This window comes from Gordonia mangrovi (assembly GCF_024734075.1).
In the GTDB taxonomy this organism is placed as follows: Bacteria; Actinomycetota; Actinomycetes; order Mycobacteriales; family Mycobacteriaceae; genus Gordonia; species Gordonia mangrovi.
Window position 1 is genome coordinate 2,131,396 of sequence record NZ_CP102850.1, and the last position, 16,561, is coordinate 2,147,956.

Here is a 16,561-nt window from a genome sequence, read left to right on the forward strand (position 1 = left end):
TCACATGTCGGAGATCCTGAAAGGTCAACGCGCGCTGGTGACCGGCGGCGCGTCGGGTATCGGCCGGGCCATCGCGGCCGCGTTTCTCGCCGAAGGCGCCGACGTCACCGTCGCCGACCGGGACCCGCGCGTCGTCGACGTCGCGGCCGAACTTTCCGCACGCCGCGGGGAGGTGCTGGATGCCACCGACGAACAAGCGGTGACCGCGCTGGTCGAACGGCTGGTGGCCGACGACGGTGGGCTCGACGTGCTGGTGTGCTCGCACGGCATCCTGACGCAGTCGCCGGCGGCGGAGATGTCGAGCGAGCAGTGGCGCGAGACCATCGACATCGATTTGACCAGTGTGTTTCTGCTCAACCGGGCGGCGCTGCGTCCGATGTTGGCGCAGGGTCACGGGCGGATCATCAACGTCGCCTCCCAGCTCGGTATCAAGGGCGGGATGTCGATGGCGCACTACGCGGCCGCGAAGGCCGGCGTGATCGCGATGACGAAGTCGATCTCACTGGAGACGGCGTCGCAGGGTGTGTTGGTCAATGCCATCGCGCCCGGACCGATCGACACGCCGATGGTCGCCGGTATCGACGCCGACTGGAAACGCGCGAAGCGTGCGGAGTTGCCGCTGGGGCGGTTCGGTACGGCCGAGGAGATCGCACCCACTGCGGTGCTGCTGGCCTCCGATCCGGGCGGCAACCTGTTCGTCGGGCAGGTGTTGGGCCCCAACTCGGGCGATGTGATGCCCTGATGTGCGGCGGATGTGCAGGCGCGCCTGTGGATTGGGCTGCCGACCAGGTCAGCGGCCCGCGTCGACGGTCGGCGGTGGCCCGCCGGCTGTCGACGGTCCTGTCACGGCACACGATCCGAGCGATCCCGTCTGGCTGGACGGTGAGCTCACCGACTGGGTCGGCGACGGTGTGCCGCACCTTCGACCAACTCGTGGACGTGGTGACCGCGACGTCGGGCCTGACCCGCGACGAGGCGGTGGCACTCGGGTTGGCGCACTGATCGGCCGGGAAGTGCGCTGAGCGTTCCGGAAACCGGTACGTTCAACGCACACCGCAACGACGATCGGAGCGCCGCCGATGACCGCTGAGCCGATTCAGGGCAGAAGACGACTCCCCATCTGGGGCTTCATCCTGCTGGCCATCGGATATCTGGTGGTCATCCAGACGGTGCCGCTGCTGACCACTCCGGACGGCGCCGAGTACGGCAACTTCGAAACCGTCTCGGAGATCACCCGCGGTTTGTGGGTGACCACCGGCCTGGGCTGTCTGATCGTGCTGATCGCGGTGGCAGTGCTGCGCTGGTGGCGTCCGGTGTTCGTCGAGGAGAACCGACTGCCCCGGTGGGTGTGGTTGTTTCCGGCGGTGATGCTGTTCGCGATCGTCGCCGGGACCGCATACTCGCGGCTGGCCGACAAGGGTCTCACCTTCACCATCCTGCTGCTGCTCGGCACCCTGGCCGTCGGGTTCAGCGAGGAGGGCATCTTCCGCGGCATCGGGGTGGTGAGTTTCCGCGACGCCGGCTACAGCGAGGGCATGGTGGCGCTGTGGACCTCGGTGCTGTTCGGGTTGGCGCACGCCACCAACATCTTCTCCGAAGGCATCGGCGCCATCCCGCAGGTGCTGACGACCGCCATCGCCGGATACTTCTTCTACCTCGCGCGGCGCGTGTCGGGGACACTGATCTTCCCGATGGTTCTGCACGGCCTGTGGGACTTCGGGCTGTTCACCAACACGATCGGCGACGACATCGGTCTCGGCGCGATGCTGTTCATCCTCGCCGACATCGTGCTCGCCATCGTCGCGCTGGTGACGATTCGCAAGGTTTTCGCGCGCAGTTCGTCAACGTCTGCGGAGTCACCGGCGGAGTCCTGACCGTCCGCGTTCAGGAGGCCTTCAGGTTCGTCGTCGCACACTCGGCAGACCCGCCAAGCCTGGGAGGCCCTGATGTCGTGGTCGCGTCATGCGCGTGTGGCAGCCATCTGTGTGGCGGCGGTGATGGCGGCGCTGACGTGGGCGCCCGTCGGATGGTCCTCGGCGCAGCAGGTCGACACGCGATCGACCGGCGCGGTGGCTGAGGTAGCTGAGGTGGCCGCACCTCCACCCGGCGCCCTGGTCACCGCGTTCGCCACCAACCAGCTGATCTACTGCTCACTCATCTGCCCGCACATCGTCGACTTCGTCGTCGACGTCCCGCGTGCGGCGGTGCAGGCGCCGGGGGTGTACGGCGCGGCCCGGGCCGCGGGCCGGTCCTCGGACCGCGCACTGGGAACCGCGTTGGCCACGGTCACCGCACCGGCGCGGTCGTCGATGGACGGGATCATCGACAACGACCTGAATCTGGTGTTGCCGCGCGCGCAGAACGCTCTCGAGGTGGCGGTGGTGGAGATGATGCACGTGACCGATGTGGCCCGGTCGGGCGCGGGCTCCGCGGCGGTCGGGGCGGCGTTCGACACGGGCCGGGCGCGCATCCTCGATGCGCTCACCGCACCGATCGTGCCGAATCCGCCGCAGATCGCCGCGCCCACAACCCCGGCACAACAGTCGGCGCTCGACGCCATCGACGTCGGGTCGGCAGTGCTGTTCCAGGCTCCGGAGATCATGATGACCGGTGCCACCGAGTCAGCCGATGTGGCCGCCACCGAACTCGCCCGATCCGGAGACATCGACCGCGCCCGGGAGGTCGGCGCGCAACGCTTCGGCGAGTTCCTCGATGCGGCGAACGGGGTGATCGAACAGTCCCGCTAGCGGCCGCGGACGAGGTGGCTCACCACGAGCACCATCGCCGCCATCAGTCCCGACATCGCGAGCAGAAAGTCGGCACCGGCCGACGCCAGCACGGCCCAGACGGCCCCGATCACCGACACGCCGATCACGGCCCACGCGGCGCGGTGCACCAGTCCCCACCGCAGCGGTGACTGCGTGGCGACCGCCACCATCGTGAGGTACCCGACGGCATTGCCCGCGCCGACCACCACCCCGAACACCGCGCCCCGCGGTACCCCCGCGATCACCGGCAACACCGCCATCCCCAACGTCATCAGCAGTCCCGCCAGCGCCAGAATGATCACCAGGACGCGCTCGCGGCTGTCGCGGTCCATCGGTGCGCTGGGACGCGGTTGCTCGTCGGTCATCGGGGCTCCGTCGGGGTCGGCAGCATCCACGCTACGGGTCATCGGCGGCGGCCGCGGCGACCCTTGCGTTGGCCTCGGGGTGGGAGCACGATTGTCGGTGGAGTGGCTGCGGCCATAGGCCGTCGTACGACGACGGGACCTGCGACGGGTCGGCCACCACCGATTGATCTCACTGCGGAAATCCGCATGGAGGCAACAATGTTCATTCAACTGTTTCAAGGAAAAGTGTCCGATCCCGAGGGGCTGCAGCGCTGCCTCGACCGCTGGGACACCGAGCTGAAGCCGGGCGCGACCGGCTATCTCGGCACCACCGCCGGAACCGCCGACGACGGGACGTTCGTGGCGTTGGCCCGTTTCGAATCCCAGGAGGCGGCGAAGCGCAACAGTGAGCGCCCCGAACAGGGGACCTGGTGGGCCGAGACCGAACAGTGCTTCGACGGGCCGGTCACCTTCATGGACTGCACCGACGTCACCGAGTGGATGCACGGCGGCTCCGACGACGCCGGTTTCGTCCAGATCATGGAGGGCCACTCCAGCGATGTCGGCCGCATGCGGGAACTGCTCGGCGAGGTGGGCGACCGGGTGCACGAGGGGCGTCCGGACATCATCGGCGGCCTGCTGTGCGGTGACGGCAGCGACTCGTATGTGGAGGCGATCTACTTCACCTCCGAGGCTGAGGCCCGCGAGGGCGAGAAGATGGAGATCCCCGACGATCTGCGGCCGCTGTTCGAAGAAGAGATGCGGCTGATGGGCGACGTCTCCTACTACGACCTGCACACACCGATGCTGGCGTCCCGCTGAGCGGTCGTCCGATCCGACTGTGAGGCGAACGTGCCGGAAACCGGCACGTTCACCTCAGTCGGTCTGCGGCCGACGGGAACGTTGCGCAGCGTATGTACTATCGTGAACCCGCGATCAAGTATGACACTGGGGAGGGTGGTCGCCACATTGGTCCGGATACAACGCATCGAGATCCTCGACGACATGGACGGGGAACCCATCGATCCCGACGACTTCAACCGCGTCGAGTTCGAGGTGAAACTGCCCGGCCGTCGGCCGGTCCGCTATTGCCTGGACCTGCGCTCCGCGAATGTCGCGAGGTTCGAGACGGGCATCGCCGAGTACGTGGGCATGGCCACGCGGGTGCCGGCGGGCGACACCACGGCCGGGACGTCCACGCGCACCCAGGCCCGACGACGCAACCAGGCCATCCGCCGCTGGGCGCAGGAGAACGGCTATGAGGTGTCGACGCGGGGACGCCTGTCGGCCGACCTCATCGAGGCGTTCGAGGCAGCGGTGTCGTAGCGCAGCGACCGCGCACCGACCGGTCCCGCACGATTGACCACCCAGGTCGCACCGAGGGCCATCGACAAGCCCAGAACCGTTGTCCACGCCAGTGGTTCGCTGTACATCGCGGCTCCCCACACCGCGGTCACCGGTGGCATGAGGAACATCAGGGTATTCACCGACGTCACGCCGACCCGTTGGACGAGCACCCAGTACAGGCCGAACCCGCCGAGGGTCGAGAACACGACCAGCCACCCGATGGCGAGCCAGAAGTCCCACTGCATCGGCGGTACCACGGCACCGGTCGCGATCGCCGCCACCGTGAACAACACCGCCGTGGTCACGCAATGCACGGTGAACGCCTCCCACACCGGCATCGGCGAGTCGATGCGCCGCTCGATGAATGTCGCCGCGACCAGACATCCCATGCCGATGAGCGGCACCAGATACGCCCACCACGGCGCGTCGGTTGCCGCACTCGTCGCGTCGGTCCACGTCACGATCACCACGCCCGCGGCTCCGACGAGCAGGCCCCACCACTGCCGGCCGGTCGCGGCGGCGCCGAGGACCGGCCCGGCCAGTGCGGCGATGACGAGTGGCTGCACGCCGTCGATCAGCGCGGTGGTGCCGGTGCTGACGCCGAGCCCGATGGCCCAGAACACCGTGGCGGCGTACCCGAACAGTGAGAGCCCACCGATGACGGCCTGATGGACGTAGGCCCGCGCCGGTCGACGACGTGGCGCCGCTCGCCGGCGCAGCAGCACGCCGACCAGCAGCAGGAGCGCACTGACCGCAAGGAACCGCCACATCAAGACCGTGGTGATGTGCGCATCGGCGGCACCGAGCTTGGCGCCGATGAATCCCGACGACCAACAGAGCACGAACAAGGCCGAGAGTGCGGGCGTCACCCAGGACGAAACTTTACCGATCGGTGAAGTCAGCATGTTCGTGACTTTACCGATCGGTGTAGTGTTTGTCAGGTGAGTACCGAGGTCGACTGGACACCGAAAGCCCGCGAGATTCTCGCCGCCGCCTCCGAATTGTTCTATGAACAGGGCATTCACGCCGTCGGCGTCGAGGCGATCGCGGCGCATGCCGGGGTCACCAAGCGGACGCTGTACGACCGGTTCGGGTCCAAGGAGCAACTCGTGGTCGAGTATTTGCGGGCGCGTGATCTGGCGTGGCGCGACCTGGTCACCGAACGTCTCGCGCAGGCCGATGGCGACCCGCGGGCACGTCTGCACGCGATCTATGGCGCCGCGCGCGACTGGGCCACCGATCACAGCCCGAAGGGATGCAGCATGATCAACGCGCACGCCGAGATCAGCGTCCCCAGCCATCCCGCGTACCCGGTCATCGTCGGTCAAAAGCAGTGGATGCGGGAACTGTTCACGCAGCTGGCCACCGATGCCACGAGCCCGTCACCGGCTGCCCTCGGCGAACGCCTCCTGCTGATCCATGAGGGTGCCGTGGTCACCAACGGGATGGGGGTCGTCGCCGACGCATTCGATGTCGCGGAAGAAGTCTCGGCGGCCGTGATGTCGACCGGCTGACGCACACGGTGGGTGATAATGCCTGCCATGGCGCCCACCGCTTCGCCCTCGCGGCTCGACCGCTACCTACCCGGTCTGGCCACGCTCAAGTCGTACGATCGTGCCTGGCTGCGTGGCGATCTCGTCGCGGGCGTGGTGCTCACCGCCCTGCTGATCCCGGCCGGCATGGGCTATGCCGAAGTGGCGGGCCTGCCGCCGGTGACCGGCCTGTACGCCACGGTCATCCCGCTGCTCGCCTACGCGATCGTCGGGCCGTCGCGCATTCTGGTGCTGGGCCCGGATTCCTCGCTCGCCCCGATCATCGCCGCCGCCATCATCCCGCTGGCCGCCTTCGACGAGGAACGCGTGGCACTCGCGGGACTGCTCGCCATCGAGGTCGGTATCGTGCTCGTCATCGGCGGCCTGCTGCGCCTGGGGTTCGTCACCGACCTGCTGTCCAAACCGATCCGCATCGGCTACCTCAACGGCATCGCGCTCGTGGTGTTGCTGAGTCAGCTACCGAAACTGCTCGGCTTCTCCATCGAGGGCAACTCCGCGCTCGATGAGGCCATCGACTTCGTCACCGGCATCGTCGACGGCGAGATCGACGGGCTGTCGGCCGCTATCGGCGTGGCGTGCCTGGCCGTGATCCTGCTGCTCAGGCTGTGGCGCAAAGCGTTCCCCGGTGTGTTGATCGCCGTGGTCGGTGCGATCGTGGTGGTCGCGGTGTTCGGCTGGTCCGACGACATTCCGGTGGTGGGACCGATGCCACGCGGTCTGCCCACCCCCGCGCTCGGTGGGGTGACCGTCGACGACGCTGTCAACCTGATCGGGCCGGCCATCGGTATCGCGCTGATCGCGTTCGCCGACACCAGCGTGCTGTCGCGCACCTTCGCCGCCCGTGCCGGCACCACAGTCGATGGCAGCCAGGAGATGGCCGCGGTCGGCACCGCCAACATCGCCACCGGTTTCCTCAGCGGTTTCGCGATCTCGGCGTCGTCGTCGCGCACGCCGGTGGCCGAATCGGCCGGTGCCCGAACCCAGCTGGCCCCGCTGGTGGGGGCGCTGATGATCGTGGTGTTCATCTTCGTCGCACCCAACATCACCGAGTATCTGCCGTCGTCGGCGTTGGCGGCGGTGGTGATCGCGGCGGTGTTGACGCTGGTCGATGTCCGCGGTGTGGTCAGGTTGTTCCGGGTTCGCTGGATCGAGGGTGCACTGTCGGTCGCGGCGTTCCTCGGGGTCGCGCTGTTCGGGGTGCTGCAGGGGATCGTCGTCGCGATCACGTTGTCGTTCCTGGCGTTCATCAACCAGGCGTGGCGGCCGTATCGCGCCGAGCTCGGCCGGGTGCCCGGTGTCCGCGGTTACCACGATGTGAGCCGCCATCCCAGCGCCGAACGCATCGAGGGTGTGCTGATCCTGCGGTTCGACGCGCCGCTGTTCTTCGCCAACGGCGGCATCTTCGATCAGTACGTGCGATCCGAGGTACGCCGCGCGCGCCACGATGGCCGCGAGTTGCACACCGTCATCCTCGCCGCCGAACCGATCACGGAGATCGACGCGACCGCGGTCGACGAGATCGTCGAGCTCGACGACTACCTGCGCGCGCACGACATCACGCTGATCTTCGCCGAGATGAAAGACCCCGTGCGCGACCAACTCGCCCGCTACGACCTGACACTGCACGGCGAGCCGCGGTTCGACGAGAGCCGCTTCGCACCCACGACCGGGGCGAAGGTGGACGAGATCACCGGGCAGTGGCGCGGGGATCTGGGTCCGGCGTAGTCGAATCGGGGGTCGTCGTTCGGGTAGACGACCTGTCGGCGGGCCTCCCCCGCCGCGAGCTCTCGGTGCCTTACGGTGCAGCACGACATGACCGCCGAACCAGATGCCCCGTCGTCGTGGCTCACCATTGGTGTCGGACGACGCCCGCTCCCGGCCCGTGCCTGGGCGCGTCGACCGCATGTGGCACCACCTCCGCCGACCCGCCCACCGGGTCGGGCACCCCGACAGCTTCATCAGGGCGTTGCCGTGACGTGCCGGATGCCGTCGGCCCACCTGCCGGCGCCGGCCGGCGGTGCGCAAGTGGAGGTCGACGGGCACGAACTGCTGCGGGGCCGGTGGGGGCGCATCGAGGTGCCGTTGCCGGCCGGACAACATCGGGTGGTGCTGTATCTGCCGCGGGGACGTCAGCGATTGCAGTTGGCCGGGTGTGCCATCGATGTGCCCCGGCATCGGTTGGTGGAGCTCGAATATGTGTTGTCGGGGAGGTGGTTTGGGGTGGCGAGGTTGAGTGGTCTCGATACGCCCCTCGCCTAGTGTCCCGCGTCGGAAATTGTTTCATGAGTTCGGCGGTCCAGGTGGATGCATCGCGAGGCGGCGGAGGAAGCAGGTACTGGATGTACCTGCGACGACGCCAACGAAGCGAGGCGCCGCCTGGGCGTCGAAATCATCAACGAATTTCCGACGCGGGACACTAGCGGGTCAGTCGCCGCCGACGAGGGAGCGGACGTCGTCGGGGCTGATGACCGTGCCGAACAGGTCGCCCTCGTCGACGACGGCGTCGAACAGGGCGCGCTTGCGGTCCTGCAGCTCGACCACCTTCTCCTCGATGGTGCCCTTCGACACCAGGCGGTAGACGGTGACCGGGCGGGTCTGGCCGATGCGGTGGGCGCGGTCGACGGCCTGGGCCTCGGCGGCGGGATTCCACCACGGATCGCAGACGAAGCAGTAGTCGGCCTCGGTGAGGTTGAGGCCGAACCCGCCGGCTTTCAGGCTGATCAGAAACACCTTGGCGGTGCCGTCGGTGAAGGCGTCGATCTGGGTGGTGCGCTGACTCGCCGACATCGAGCCGTCGAGATAGCTGTAGGCGATGCCCAGGTCGTCAAGCCGCTCGCGGACCAGCCCGAGGAACCCGGTGAACTGGCTGAACACCAGTGCCGCATGGCCTTCGGCGATCAGCTCGGGCAGCTGTTCGGCCAGATAGTCGATCTTGGCCGACGCCACGTCGTGGTGTTTGTCCTCCACCAGGCCGGCGTGCAGACTGAGCTGGCGCAGCATGGTCAGCGACCGGAAGATGGCGAACCGGTTCTCCTCCCAATCCCCCAGCAGACCCAGCACACGTTGCCGCTCCCGATTGAGCCGGGTCTGGTAGATCTTGTCGTGTTTGGTCGCCAGCTCGACGGCGAGCACCTGCTCCTGCTTGGCGGGCAGGTCGGCGACCACCTGATCCTTGGTGCGCCGCAACATGACCGGCCGGATCCGACGGCGCAGCTGCTCGAGGCGGCCGGGATTCTGTCCGGATTCGATGGGTTTGCGGAAGTAGTCGCCGAACACCTTCGGTGACGGGAACAGCCCGGGTGCGGTCAGCGACAACAGCGACCACAGTTCCATCAGGTTGTTCTCCATCGGGGTGCCGGTGATGGCGAGCTTCATTTCGGCGCCGAGGCGTCGGGCGCACTGATGGGTTTTGCTGTTGTGGTTCTTCACGAACTGGGCCTCGTCGAAGATGACACCGGTCCATTGGAACTGGCTGATCTGCTGGAACTGCAAGCGCAGCAGGGTGTATGAGGTGACCACGATGTGCGCGCCGTCGATCTGTTCGGCGAAGCTGACGCCGCTCTTGGCTTCGGTGGCGGTCACCGCGACGGCCCGTAATCCGGGCACGAACCGCTGCGCCTCACTGACCCAGTTCCCCACCACACTCGTCGGCGCGATCACCAGGAAGCTGCCGGTGGGGACCTCGGCGGAGGCCTCGGCGATCAACGCGAGCGCCTGCACCGTCTTGCCGAGTCCCATGTCGTCGGCGAGGATGCCGCCGAGCCGGTTGTGCCAGAGGAACCGCAGCCAGTCGACGCCGTCGGCCTGGTAGTCGCGGAGGTCGGCAGCGAGCCCGGCGGGTGGTCCGCCCGGCGCCGGGAGGGTGGCGGTGGCCAGCTTGCGAACCCGCTCATGCCATTCGGCGAGTTGGTCGTCCACCACCCCGAGACCGAGCAGCTCCTCCCAGAGGGAGGCGTGGTAGGTGTCGCGCCGGACGTGGCCGTTGTCGACCTCGCCGAGTTCCTGAGCCTCTTGCATGAGTTCGGCGAGGCGCCGCAGGCCCGGGTCGTCGAGGGAGAAATAGGTGCCGTCGGCGAGCAGCAGGTGGGTGGCCCGGGCGGCGATGGCCCGGATCACCGCGCCCAGCGGGACGTCGTGCCCGTCGACGGTGACGCTGATCGCGAGGTTGAGCCAGTCGTTGCCGGCGGTCGTCTCCTCCTCGGAGATGGCGATCTCCGGCTCGTTCTCGGCGGGCCGGAAGTCGGCCGGATTGCCGGTGATCTCGACGGCGATGTCGTCGCCGAGTTCGGGGATCAGCTCGCCGATCAGGACGGCGGTGTCCAGCATCGAGTAGGTGAAGGTGCGTCGCAGCAGTCGGGTACTGGCCTTCTGGACGGCTGTCTCGGTGTCCTCGGCCACCACCGCGTCGAGATCGTCGTCGACATGCGCGCCGCCCCGCAGATCCTGGTGGACCAGCCGGGTGGCCTGCGGAAGCCATCGCGAACAGCGCAGGGCGACCAGTTCGAGCGCATCGCGCGCATCCTTCCACGCCTGCGCTTCGTCGTCGGTGTTGCGCAAGGCGCTCGCCGACGGTGATTCGCGTTCCTCGAAATCGCGTGGCCGACCATTGATCGTGTAGCGAATGCTCCAGTGCACCGTCGCCGATTCGTCGCCGACCTGCACGGTGAGCAGGGGTATCGGTCCCTCGATGACCGGGGGCGCGATGGCGTCGTCGACGATGTCGACCGGCACATGCGCCGACAATTCGGGCAGCAGGTCGGCGGAGAACTCGTCGACGTCGCTGTACGGGATGGTGATGCCACCGGCCGCGACGAGACTGTCGAGTGCGCCGCGGTGGGTGGGACATTCGAACGGTCCCATCAGCAGCACATCGTCGGCGACGGTGAAGGCGCTGTGCGGCATCGGAGATCCGATCAGTCCCACCGGCGACTGATCCCACGCCTCGTGGTCGACCTGCAGATACGGGGACACCAACGCGCCGTCGTCGACGGCGGTGATGCGCAACGCGATACGCGCACCCGGGAAGATCTCGACCCGTTCGGCGCCGGTCGACGGGTCGGCGACCAGCGCCACCCCGGCGGTCTGTGCGTCGGCGAGCATCGTCCAGATGTCGGCGGGGGCCCAGGTCAGCGACAAGGTGTCGACGTTCATCCCGCCCTCGGCGGCGGCGCGGGCGATGGCGACGACGGCCCGTTGTTGGTCGGGATCGTAGCCGTCCGACGTCCTCGCACTGAACGCGCCGGAGGCAGATGCCGCGACGGTGCTCCACTTGATGCCGGTCTTGACCCATTTGCCGCTGGTCCCGCGCCGCACCAGCCGCAGGGTGGGCGCCGGGTTGGGCGCATACCGATGCGAGGGCGGTAGTTCCACCAGGATGCCCAGGGGCTCGGGTTCGCCGCTTTCCCTCGACGGCGGAACGAGCGCGCCCAGGGTGGATCGCCACTGCGCGGGGAGTTGCGCGACCGGTGCGGGAACCACCGGTGTCGGCGCGGGCGGATGGGCGGCGTTGTACTCCTCGTCGAACGCCGTCAACAGCAACGCGACCGCGTGCTTGCAGAAGAACCCGACCGGGCAACTGCACTCGGCCGAATCAAGGGTGCGGGTGTCCTCGTCCGCGGTGAACTCAACGGTGGTGTGATAGCTGTGGCCGCCGGAGCCACGGCACAATCCGGTCAGCAGCAGCTCGTCGTCGGACCAGGTCAGCCCTACGATGCGGCCCTGATCGGCATAGTCGGAGCCCCGATCGACGGTGCGCTCGTCGAAGGCGCTGAGGTGATCGGCGCCGTTCATGCCGATGGGTTCGTAGCCGGACATGGCCCCCAGAGTAGGACCCGACGGTGACGAAAATCGTGATGAGCACGCGTTGTGCACAGGATCTGTGGTTACCGTGTCGTCTGTGAATGAAGTGATCGACGAGCTCCACCCGTGGCGCTGGAGCAGCTACGCGACTCTGGCCGATGTTCTGCCGGCGATCGACGACGCCTTCACCGGACAGTTGTCACCGGCCGTGCCGGTTCCGGCGAGCAAAGATGTCGTGCTGCTGCTGATCGACGGACTCGGCGACACCCTGCTCAGTGCGCACGCCGAGGTGGCGCCGACGTTGACGTCGCTGCGCTCGACCATCATCCGTGCCGGCTTCCCGGCCACCACCGCGTCGAGCATCACCAGTCTGATGTCCGGGGCGACCTGCGGGAGTCACGGCGTGATCGGGTACTCGTTTCGCACCGACCGCGAGGCCACCCGGGCCCCGAACCGACAGCTGCTCAATGCATTGCGGTGGACACTCGATCGGTCCGATGGGCGCTCGGCGTTGGACACCTATGTGCCAGAACAGATCCAGCCGGTCACGGGGTTGTTGCCGGAGATGGCCGGCCGAGGCGTGGACGTGACGTATGTGATGCCCGGCCTGTATCGCGGATCGGGGTTCAGCCGTGCGGCGTTCCGGGCTGACGGCACCTATCGGTCGGCGCAGAACCCGGCCGAGATTCTCGCCGAGGTGCGCGAGACACTCTCGACACCCACCTCGGGGAATCGTTTCGTCTACGCCTATTGGCCCGACCTCGACGCGGCCGGCCACCTGTTCGGACCGGGGTCTGCGCAGTGGGTGAAGACGCTCGGCGTCGTCGACCGGCTGGTCGCCGACCTCGCGTCCGCACTGCCGCGGGAGACGACGCTGGTGGTGACCGGTGACCACGGAATGATCCAGGCAGAGAAGCGGTTCGACCTCGATACCACAGACGAGATGCTGAAGGGTGTGGAGGCCGTCGCCGGTGAGATGCGGGTGCGGGAGGTCTACACGCGGCCCGGTGCGCGTGACGATGTGCAGACGTTCTGGACCGACGCGCTCGGCGACGACGCGCACGTGGTGGCGCGCGAGCAGGTGCTCGACGAAGAGTGGTTCGGTATCGAGGTCACCGACGTGGTCGCCGAGCGGATCGGCGATCTGGTGGCTGTCGCCCGGGGCTCCACGATCCTCACCCGCAGTCTGACCGATCCGGAGATCGAGGTGAACATGGCCGGCCATCACGGGGCGTGGAGTGCGGCCGAGCAGCTGGTGCCGGTGTTGATGGCGCAGGGGTGAGGGCGAGGATGGGTGACTGTGGTCTCGATACGTTTCTCGCCTAGCGGCTCGAAACTACTCGACCACCGACAGGGCCCGGATGCGCGGCGTAGAAGTCGAGATGCGCCTTGGCGGCATTGTCCCAGGTGAGCGATCGGGCCAGCGCGTCACCGGCCTCTCGTCGACGAGAATCGGGAGTGCGTGCGGCGCTGAGCTCGGCGGCCAGGCTGTCGACGTCGGAGGCGTAGGTGACGGTGTCGCCGAACACCTCTCGCAGGATGGGCAGGTCGCGGGCGACCACCGGACGGCCGGCGGCCAGGGCCTCCATCGCGGCGAGGCCGAAGCCTTCCTTGGTCGACGGGAAGGCGAAGACGTCGCATCCGGCGACGAGGGCGGGCAGGGTGTCGTCGGGGACCGGGCCCAGCACGACCGGCTCGACGCCGAGTTCGGACTGCCTGCGGTCGAACTCCGCCCGGTAGTCGCGGTAGTCGAACAGTGTCTCCCCACCCGCAAAAACCAGCGCTAGGTCGGGATTTCGGCGTCGCAGCCGTGCGTAGGCCTCCAGCAGGTCGAGGCTGCCCTTGCGCGGTTCGATGCCGCCGACGGCGAGGACGTAGGGTCCGAGCCGGTCACGCCAGCGTCGTCGGTCATCGGCCGCCTCGGGCGCGGCCGCGGCGTGAAAACGTCGGTGATCGACGCCATTCGGGATCACCGTCGGTGACAGTCCCCAACCGTCGCGGACCTCCTGGGCCACCGCACGGGACACGCAGATCCGGGCGTACGGGTTGACGACGGCTTTCTCATGGCATTCCACCAGGATCGGGGTGGTGAACTGGTCGAGGTGGTGGATGGTGCGGATACAGGTGCCGACGGCGTTGGCGCTGATGCAGTCCTGGGCGTGCACGATGTCGTGGGCGGTGGGGTCGAACGCGTTGCGCATGGTGTCGATGGACCGCACGATCCTTCCGGTGACGGTCTCGTTGGGCACGTCGGCGAACGGGATGAGTCGTTGCGTGACAGCCGGATCGACCCGACGGAAGAAGCCGTCGTCGCCGCCGCGGGCGAGGCTCCACACGGTGACGTCGGCGCCGTGGCGGGCGAGCGCCTCGGCGAGATTGAGCGTGTGGACGACGCCGCCGCGCGGTTTGGTGGAGTAGGTCAGCAGGGCGATACGCATCGTGGTCACCGGCCCGGCGCGGTGTCCGACGGACGCCGATGGTACGACTCGGCCTTGAGCTCTGCGAGGTGGTTGAGCACCCTGCGCGCGCGGGTGATCTCGGCGGTCACGTCTACATCCACCTTGGCGAGGCCACCTTTCGATCGGGTGTTGGCGAGGACGTCGCCGCCCGGACCCACCACCTTCGCCTGCCCCAGGAAACGCAGCGATCCGGTGACCCCGGTGAGGTTCGACGACACCACGAACACCTGGTTCTCGGCGGCGCGGGCACAGTCGTACAGGTCGAACAGCCGTGACTGCCGGTCGGCGGGTAGCCGCGCGGCACGGTCGGTGACGCTGGCCGGCCAGGCGTTGAGGGCGGCGATGATCCGGGCGCCGTCGAGGGCCAGAGTCCGGGCGGATTCCGGGAAGGTCTTGTCGTAGTCGATCAGCATACCGAGGCGGCCGACCGGGGTGTCGAAGGCGCAGAACGACTCTCCCGCGGCATACGCCAACGACTCCCCCGCCGGTTGATGCACCTTGCGGTGCCTGCCGTGGACGCCATCGCCGGACAGGCACACCGCGCTGTTGTACCGCTTCCCCTCTGCCGCTTCGGTATAGCCGATGCACACCGTCATCGGCCCGGCCGCCGCGGCGATCGCCGCGAGTTCGGGACCGTCGGGATCGAGCGTCGGTGGCAACTCGGCGGTGTCCGGGCGACGCAGGTCGCCGATGTAACCGCCGATCGACGCGTCCGGGAACACCAGGAGGTCCACGCCGTCGCGGCGCGCGGCCTCGATGATGCCGACCGCCTTGGACACACCCCGGTCCACATCGCGTCCGAAGTGGGCGGCGAGGGCGCCCAGCGTGACGGTGGTCATGTCAACGGACTCTACTCACGCGACGCCCAACCCGGTGACCGTGGACGCGACGGCGATGGTCACCACACCGTCGGGCCACCGCAGTCGCACACCTGGTTCGGCGGTGAGTCGGCCGCACGCCGCCGACGTGGTGGGCGCGGGTGTGTCCTCGACCGGGCCGCGGTCCGCCACCAGCATCGCGTAGCCGGGAAAGCAGGTGAGCCAGTCGCCCATTGCGGCGTCGGCCGGTCGCGGAATGGCGCCGACGTCGAGTTCGGCACCCGTCCCCGACGCCTCGGCGAGCATCCCGAGGGTGCCGGCGATGCCGGCCATACTCACATCCTTGGCGGCGGCCGGCTGTCGTCGTCCGATGAGTGCCGCCATGTCGGCGAGTTCGTCGGCGGATCGACTGCTGGTGGAGTCCCACTGCCGCCCGTGGTAGCCAGGCCGCCACCCGCCGCCGAGATCGGCGATGAGCGATACGGTGTCGCCGACCCGGCCGCCACCCGCCGCCACCGGACGTGCGGTGCGGCCGAGTGCGGTCACCGACAAGGAGGCATGCACCCCCACCTGCGTATGCCCACCGAGGACCGGGGTGCGCCACGCCTGGGCCGCCGAGGCGACACCCCGCACGATGCGGGTGAGCTGCGATCGGGTCGGCGCGGCAACGGCATCGAGCAGGCCGAGCGGTTGCGCACCCATCGCGGCGAGGTCGTTGAGGTTGACCAGCACCGAACACCAACCGGCCCACTCCGGGTCGCGTTCGACCATGGCGGGCAGGATGGCGTCACAGGCGGCGATGACCTCCGAATCCGGTAGCGGCACGCCGTCGTCGCCGCGGAAACCGCTGGGGCCCAGTCCTCCCGGTTGATGGCCGAGTGGGGCGAGGATGTCGGCGAGCATCGCCTTGGTGGAGTCGGTGGCCTGCTGGATGTGTCCGATGGGCCAGAGCATCTGCCGGTGTGCCCGTCCGGCGAGGGTGGGTCCGGAGCCGCGGTCCTGCCAGCCGAGCTGTCCGAACATCGTCGCGTATCGGTCCTGGACGGTGGCGTCGAACCGCACCACGCCCGATGACTCGGCATAGGCGCAGGCTGCCCGCACGAGTGCAGCACCGACACCGGACGCGTGCGCCGGATCGGCGACGACGAGGCGGCTGCCCGCCCACCAGCCGATGGCGGTGGCGGTGCAGGGTGCCACCCGTACACCCCCGATCACGGTGCCGTCACCGGCGATCGCCGCCAGCACGACGGTGCGTGGGTCGTCGTCGACGTCATCGCGGTCGGTGTGGGTGAACAGGCCTTGGCGCTCGACGAATTCCTGGTGTCGCAGCAGGCGATAGGCGGCGTGTGCCTGCGCGGTGTCGATGACCTGAATGAGGTAGGGCGGTGTCGGGCGAGCACGCGTACCGGCCAGAATCGACAGGTCACCGGCCGGCCGGAGCTCGGGCGTGGTCATCTGGGTGCCGTCCAGCAT

At 68.3% G+C, this 16,561-nt stretch carries 16 protein-coding genes; 10 read left to right on the forward strand and 6 right to left on the reverse strand.

The annotated features are described in order from the left end of the window. The first annotated feature begins 4 nt into the window (after nucleotides 1-4). From NWF22_RS09735 to NWF22_RS09750, 4 genes are all read left to right on the forward strand, one after another. Nucleotides 5-742: an SDR family NAD(P)-dependent oxidoreductase gene (locus NWF22_RS09735; RefSeq protein WP_160901527.1), complete on the forward strand. Its 738-nt coding sequence runs from the start codon at nucleotides 5-7 to the stop codon at nucleotides 740-742. Between the two features lie 140 nt (nucleotides 743-882). Beyond that, nucleotides 883-1,002, forward strand: coding sequence for a DUF2240 family protein (locus NWF22_RS09740; protein ID WP_233751022.1), 120 nt, complete (start codon nucleotides 883-885; stop codon nucleotides 1,000-1,002). Between the two features lie 77 nt (nucleotides 1,003-1,079). Then, a complete protein-coding gene (locus NWF22_RS09745; RefSeq protein WP_160901528.1) occupies nucleotides 1,080-1,874 on the forward strand; it encodes a CPBP family intramembrane glutamic endopeptidase in 795 nt (264 codons plus the stop codon). A gap of 72 nt (nucleotides 1,875-1,946) precedes the next feature. Further along, the gene (locus NWF22_RS09750) at nucleotides 1,947-2,747 is read left to right on the forward strand and encodes a hypothetical protein (RefSeq protein ID WP_202398445.1); all 801 of its coding nucleotides are present in this window, start codon (nucleotides 1,947-1,949) and stop codon (nucleotides 2,745-2,747) included. Here the strand turns inward: NWF22_RS09750 and NWF22_RS09755 are convergent. Further along, the gene (locus NWF22_RS09755) at nucleotides 2,744-3,133 is read right to left on the reverse strand and encodes a hypothetical protein (RefSeq protein WP_160901529.1); all 390 of its coding nucleotides are present in this window, start codon (nucleotides 3,131-3,133) and stop codon (nucleotides 2,744-2,746) included. The two genes, NWF22_RS09750 and NWF22_RS09755, sit on opposite strands and share 4 nt — an antisense overlap. A 198-nt stretch (nucleotides 3,134-3,331) precedes the next feature. Here NWF22_RS09755 and NWF22_RS09760 point away from each other — a divergent pair, with 198 nt between their 5' ends. Together NWF22_RS09760 and NWF22_RS09765 are read left to right on the forward strand one after the other, a co-directional pair. Beyond that, nucleotides 3,332-3,934, forward strand: a complete 603-nt coding sequence (locus tag NWF22_RS09760) for a hypothetical protein (protein ID WP_160901530.1) — start codon at nucleotides 3,332-3,334, stop codon at nucleotides 3,932-3,934. A gap of 135 nt (nucleotides 3,935-4,069) precedes the next feature. Further along, a complete protein-coding gene (locus NWF22_RS09765; RefSeq protein ID WP_160901531.1) occupies nucleotides 4,070-4,438 on the forward strand; it encodes a histone-like nucleoid-structuring protein Lsr2 in 369 nt (122 codons plus the stop codon). Here NWF22_RS09765 and NWF22_RS09770 read toward each other — a convergent pair. Then, a complete protein-coding gene (locus NWF22_RS09770) occupies nucleotides 4,369-5,514 on the reverse strand; it encodes a DMT family transporter (RefSeq protein WP_507237300.1) in 1,146 nt (381 codons plus the stop codon). The genes NWF22_RS09765 and NWF22_RS09770 overlap by 70 nt on opposite strands. On the opposite strand from NWF22_RS09770, the gene NWF22_RS09775 reads away from it, so the two are divergent. The 3 genes from NWF22_RS09775 (at nucleotide 5,401) to NWF22_RS09785 (ending at nucleotide 8,271) form a co-directional block, all read left to right on the forward strand. Then, entirely contained in the window at nucleotides 5,401-5,973 is a 573-nt protein-coding gene (locus NWF22_RS09775) for a TetR/AcrR family transcriptional regulator (protein WP_160901533.1), read from the forward strand. The genes NWF22_RS09770 and NWF22_RS09775 overlap by 114 nt on opposite strands. Before the next feature lie 27 nt (nucleotides 5,974-6,000). Then, entirely contained in the window at nucleotides 6,001-7,737 is a 1,737-nt protein-coding gene (locus NWF22_RS09780) for a SulP family inorganic anion transporter (RefSeq protein ID WP_160901534.1), read from the forward strand. A gap of 87 nt (nucleotides 7,738-7,824) precedes the next feature. Further along, nucleotides 7,825-8,271: a hypothetical protein gene (locus NWF22_RS09785; RefSeq protein WP_160901535.1), complete on the forward strand. Its 447-nt coding sequence runs from the start codon at nucleotides 7,825-7,827 to the stop codon at nucleotides 8,269-8,271. A gap of 165 nt (nucleotides 8,272-8,436) precedes the next feature. Here the strand turns inward: NWF22_RS09785 and NWF22_RS09790 are convergent, their stop codons facing one another. Further along, a complete protein-coding gene (locus tag NWF22_RS09790) occupies nucleotides 8,437-11,826 on the reverse strand; it encodes a DEAD/DEAH box helicase (RefSeq protein ID WP_160901536.1) in 3,390 nt (1,129 codons plus the stop codon). An 82-nt stretch (nucleotides 11,827-11,908) separates the two neighbouring features. Here NWF22_RS09790 and NWF22_RS09795 point away from each other — a divergent pair, with 82 nt between their 5' ends. Continuing rightward, on the forward strand, nucleotides 11,909-13,093 hold the full coding sequence (locus NWF22_RS09795; RefSeq protein WP_258321375.1) for an alkaline phosphatase family protein: 1,185 nt from the start codon (nucleotides 11,909-11,911) through the stop codon (nucleotides 13,091-13,093). A 40-nt stretch (nucleotides 13,094-13,133) separates the two neighbouring features. Here the strand turns inward: NWF22_RS09795 and NWF22_RS09800 are convergent, their stop codons facing one another. The 3 genes from NWF22_RS09800 to NWF22_RS09810 are packed head-to-tail and all read right to left on the reverse strand — an operon-like array spanning nucleotide 13,134 to nucleotide 16,561. Next, nucleotides 13,134-14,249 (reverse strand): MSMEG_0565 family glycosyltransferase, encoded by a 1,116-nt coding sequence (locus NWF22_RS09800; RefSeq protein WP_160901538.1) that lies wholly within the window; start codon nucleotides 14,247-14,249, stop codon nucleotides 13,134-13,136. Between the two features lie 5 nt (nucleotides 14,250-14,254). Next, entirely contained in the window at nucleotides 14,255-15,109 is an 855-nt protein-coding gene (locus NWF22_RS09805) for a carbon-nitrogen hydrolase family protein (RefSeq protein ID WP_160901539.1), read from the reverse strand. Between the two features lie 15 nt (nucleotides 15,110-15,124). Next, the gene (locus NWF22_RS09810; RefSeq protein WP_160901540.1) at nucleotides 15,125-16,561 is read right to left on the reverse strand and encodes an MSMEG_0567/sll0787 family protein; all 1,437 of its coding nucleotides are present in this window, start codon (nucleotides 16,559-16,561) and stop codon (nucleotides 15,125-15,127) included.

Excerpts from the sequence above, each read along its gene's own strand:
- NWF22_RS09735 (WP_160901527.1), top strand. The coding sequence starts at position 5 with ATGTCGGAGATCCTGAAAGGTCAACGCGCGCTGGTGACCGGCGGCGCG.
- NWF22_RS09745 (WP_160901528.1), top strand. The coding sequence starts at position 1,080 with ATGACCGCTGAGCCGATTCAGGGCAGAAGACGACTCCCCATCTGGGGC.
- NWF22_RS09750 (WP_202398445.1), top strand. The coding sequence starts at position 1,947 with ATGTCGTGGTCGCGTCATGCGCGTGTGGCAGCCATCTGTGTGGCGGCG.
- NWF22_RS09755 (WP_160901529.1), bottom strand. The coding sequence starts at position 3,133 with ATGACCGACGAGCAACCGCGTCCCAGCGCACCGATGGACCGCGACAGC.
- NWF22_RS09760 (WP_160901530.1), top strand. The coding sequence starts at position 3,332 with ATGTTCATTCAACTGTTTCAAGGAAAAGTGTCCGATCCCGAGGGGCTG.
- NWF22_RS09770 (WP_507237300.1), bottom strand. The coding sequence starts at position 5,514 with ATGCGCCGCGATCGCCTCGACGCCGACGGCGTGAATGCCCTGTTCATA.
- NWF22_RS09780 (WP_160901534.1), top strand. The coding sequence starts at position 6,001 with ATGGCGCCCACCGCTTCGCCCTCGCGGCTCGACCGCTACCTACCCGGT.
- NWF22_RS09785 (WP_160901535.1), top strand. The coding sequence starts at position 7,825 with ATGACCGCCGAACCAGATGCCCCGTCGTCGTGGCTCACCATTGGTGTC.
- NWF22_RS09790 (WP_160901536.1), bottom strand. The coding sequence starts at position 11,826 with ATGTCCGGCTACGAACCCATCGGCATGAACGGCGCCGATCACCTCAGC.
- NWF22_RS09800 (WP_160901538.1), bottom strand. The coding sequence starts at position 14,249 with ATGCGTATCGCCCTGCTGACCTACTCCACCAAACCGCGCGGCGGCGTC.
- NWF22_RS09805 (WP_160901539.1), bottom strand. The coding sequence starts at position 15,109 with ATGACCACCGTCACGCTGGGCGCCCTCGCCGCCCACTTCGGACGCGAT.
- NWF22_RS09810 (WP_160901540.1), bottom strand. The coding sequence starts at position 16,561 with ATGCTGGACGGCACCCAGATGACCACGCCCGAGCTCCGGCCGGCCGGT.